The organism is Gaiella sp. (assembly GCF_039915195.1).
Lineage (GTDB): Bacteria > Actinomycetota > Thermoleophilia > Gaiellales > Gaiellaceae > Gaiella.
The window spans coordinates 1-3367 of the sequence record NZ_JBDSNT010000135.1 but is presented as its reverse complement, the minus strand read 5'-3'; the positions used below and the strand labels follow the sequence as shown (position 1 = coordinate 3367).

Below are 3367 nucleotides of genomic sequence, written 5' to 3'. Positions count from 1 at the left end.
TGGGCCCTCGACGCGGTGATGCTCGCTGCAGCAGGCGGCGTGATCCTCTCCACGCGGTGCCTGCCGCGATGGCTCGGCTGGTGGGCTCTCGCAACAGCGCCGCTCCTCCTCGCAACCGTGCCGTTCGCAACCTCCGGTCCGCCCACGCTCCTCCTGGCTCTGATCTGGATCGTCGCAACGAGCATTACGCTCGTCATTCGCGGAGACCGCGTCACGGTGCTCGCGCCGCCCCGAGTCGCGGTCTCTGCCTGACTGCGAGCCTCCCACGTCAGCGAGTCTGCCCACACGAGGACCGACTCGTACGCTGCGATCACACGGTCAGGCGGCCGCGGTGCCGAACCGCTCCGCGGCCCGGGCCTTCGCCCGCGCCGCCTCGACCTCACGGTCGCGCGACGGCGCGGTCGTCACGAGATCGTCGAGCAGGTGTCGCGAGATGTGGGCGATCTCGCGCACGGCCTGATCGAACACCGCCTCGTTCGCCTTCGACGGCTTCGCGGAGCCGCTGATCTTGCGGACGTACTGCATCGCGGCCGCGTGCACCTCGTCGTCGGTCGCGGGTGGATCGAAGTTGTGGAGCTGCTTGATGTTGCGGCACATGCTTGCGTGTCTCCTCTCGTCAGCGGCAGCCGGTCGCATAGTCGAGTGCCTGGCAGACGCTCGCCATCCGGTCGGGGCCGAGCGTGCAGATCGGCTCCACGAAGAAGCTCTTCGGGAGCAGCGTCGCGTTGTCGACGCTCAGCACACACTCCTTCGGCATGCCATCCTCGAGGCCGAGAGCTACCTCGGTCGGGATTCCTCGCATCGTGGTCGTCGCCGGAACAGCGAGCACGTTGCGCAAAACGGGAATCGCGGAGTCACGAGTCACAACGAGGTGCGGCCTCCGGCCGGCACCCGGATCCTCGACCCACCAGACTTCGCCTCTCTTCACCAGGGTTCCGCGGCAATCGACCGACGCGCGGACTCCTCGGCCCAGCGCTGCTCTTCGTGCGTCTGCGGCAAACGCGTGTATCCCTCGACGATCCTACGGTCGATCTCGCGCTCCTCGATCTCCTCGACGAACCGGTTGATCGCCGCGACGATGAAGCTCGCACGACTCTCGTACGACTCCATCTCGACAAGTTCGTCGATTCGCGTCACCCGCTCGTCTGGCATACGAAGTGTAATCATTTTCGACATACCACAAGTATGTCGCACCAGAGCGTCCTGCGTCAAGCCCCTGCCAGCGCCATGAGCTCTCTGCGCAACTGCTTGATCTCGTCGCGCAGCTTCGCCGCGTACTCGAACCGGAGCTCCTCGGCGGCGACGAACATCTCCTCTTCCAGTGTTACCACGAGCTTCTCGAGCTCGGCTGGATCGAGCCCCTCGACCTTCTCCTTCCCTCTGCGTCGCCGACCCGGGACGGTCGGCGAGTCGAGCGTCAGGAACTCGGCGATGTCGGAGACGCCCTTGATGATGTTCTCCGGCGTGATCCCGTGCTCCTCGTTGTACGCGAGCTGCTTCGCGCGGCGACGGTCGGTCTCGTCGACGGCGAACTGGATCGCCTCGGTGATCTTGTCACCGTAAAGCAGAACTTTGCCGTTGACGTTTCGTGCCGCGCGACCGATCGTCTGCACGAGGGCCGTCTTGCCCCGGAGGAATCCCTCCTTGTCGGCGTCCAGCACGGCGACGAGCGACACCTCCGGAAGATCGAGCCCCTCGCGCAGCAGGTTGACTCCGACGAGCACGTCGTACTCGCCGAGCCGCAGCTCGCGGATGATCTGGATTCGCTCGAGCGTGTCGATCTCGGAATGGAGATAACGCGTCTTGACGCCCGCCTCGAGGAGGTAGTCGGTGAGATCCTCCGACATCTTCTTCGTCAGCGTCGTCACGAGCACGCGCTCGCCCACGTCGGAGCGCCTACGGATCTCCCCGAGGAGATCGTCGATCTGGTTCTTCGTCGCGCGGAGCTCGACCTCTGGATCGACGATGCCGGTCGGGCGGATCAGCTGCTCGCTGACCACGGCCGAGTTGCGGAGCTCGTACGCGCCCGGCGTCGCCGAGACGAAGATCGTCTGGCCGACACGCTGGAGGAACTCGTCGAAGCGGAGCGGCCGGTTGTCGAGCGCCGACGGCAGGCGGAAGCCGAAGTCGACGAGCGTCTGCTTGCGGGAGCGGTCGCCCTCGTACATGCCGCCGATCTGGGGTACGGACTGATGTGACTCGTCGATGAAGCACAGGAAATCCGACGGGAAATAGTCGATCAGCGTGTGCGGCGGCGAACCCGCGGGCCGCCCCTCGAGCACACGCGAGTAGTTCTCGATCCCGTTGCAGAAGCCGAGCTCGCGCATCATCTCCATGTCGTACTCGGTGCGCTGGCGAATCCGGTGCGCCTCGAGGAGCTTGCCCTCTGTCTCGAACTGCTGGATCTGGGCCTCGAGCTCCCCTCGGAGCCCGCCCATCGCCGCCTCGATGGTCGGCTTCGACGTCACGTACTGCGTGGCGGGGAAGATCGTCAGGTTGTCGAGCTTTGCGTACACCTCGCCCGTGAGCGGATCGAAGTGAGTGATCTGCTCGACCTCGTCGCCGAAGAGCGAGATCCGATACGCCGTTTCGGCCGAGGCCGGCTGCACCTCGATCACGTCTCCCTTGACACGGAAGCGACCCCGTCCGAGCAACGTGTCGTTTCGGACGTACTGTGTGTCGATCAGCTTGCGGAGTAGCTCGTCACGGTCGTGCTCCTCCCCGACCGCCAGGTTGACGAGGCGCTTCTCGTACTCCTCGGGCGAGCCGAGGCCGTAGATGCACGAGACCGAGGCGACGATGACGGTGTCGCGCCGTGACAGAAGCGACGCCGTGGCCGCGTGGCGCAGTCGGTCGATGTCGTCGTTGCGGGACGAGTCCTTCTCGATGTAGAGGTCGGCCTGCGGGACGTACGCCTCGGGCTGGTAGTAGTCGTAGTAGGAGACGAAGTACTCGACGGCATTCGCGGGGAAGAACTCGCGGAACTCGTTGCAGAGCTGCGCGGCGAGGGTCTTGTTGTGCGCGATCACGAGGGCGGGCCGCTGGAGCTTCTCGATCAGCCACGCCATCGTTGCCGTCTTGCCGGTGCCGGTCGCCCCAAGAAGGGTCTGAAACCGGTTGCCGGCCTCGAGCGACGCAGCCAGCTCGGTAATCGCGTGCGGCTGGTCCCCGGTGGGCGTGTAGTCAGCGGTGACGCGCAGCTCGGCCATTACCTGCAAACGTATCAGTTGCACGAACGTCTGTACGATGCTAGCATCAGATGCATGATTCGACGCACAACGCTCGCTGCTGAGACGGACGACCTCACTATCCTCGAGGGTGAGGCCCGTCGCCGCGGCGTCTCTCTTGCACACGTCCTGCGGGAGCT

5 protein-coding genes are annotated in these 3367 nt (G+C 65.3%); 1 reads left to right on the top strand and 4 read right to left on the bottom strand.

The features are described from left to right. A partial coding sequence (locus ABIR74_RS12550; protein ID WP_348178634.1) for a hypothetical protein occupies positions 1–252 on the top strand: 252 nt, incomplete at its 5' end. Positions 253–318: 66 nt separating this feature from the next. Here ABIR74_RS12550 and ABIR74_RS12545 read toward each other — a convergent pair. The 4 genes from ABIR74_RS12545 to uvrB are packed head-to-tail and all read right to left on the bottom strand — an operon-like array spanning position 319 to position 3209. Further along, positions 319–597 carry a DUF2277 domain-containing protein gene (locus ABIR74_RS12545; protein WP_348178632.1) on the bottom strand — a complete coding sequence of 93 codons (279 nt, stop codon included), beginning with the start codon at positions 595–597 and terminating at the stop codon, positions 319–321. Positions 598–616: 19 nt separating this feature from the next. Next, positions 617–928: a type II toxin-antitoxin system PemK/MazF family toxin gene (locus ABIR74_RS12540; protein WP_348178630.1), complete on the bottom strand. Its 312-nt coding sequence runs from the start codon at positions 926–928 to the stop codon at positions 617–619. After that, on the bottom strand, positions 925–1176 hold the full coding sequence (locus ABIR74_RS12535) for a ribbon-helix-helix domain-containing protein (RefSeq protein WP_348178628.1): 252 nt from the start codon (positions 1174–1176) through the stop codon (positions 925–927). Before ABIR74_RS12535 ends, ABIR74_RS12540 begins: the two co-directional genes overlap by 4 nt. A 32-nt stretch (positions 1177–1208) precedes the next feature. Continuing rightward, positions 1209–3209, bottom strand: coding sequence for an excinuclease ABC subunit UvrB (uvrB, locus tag ABIR74_RS12530; RefSeq protein WP_348178626.1), 2001 nt, complete (start codon positions 3207–3209; stop codon positions 1209–1211). Positions 3210–3367: the final 158 nt, after the last annotated feature.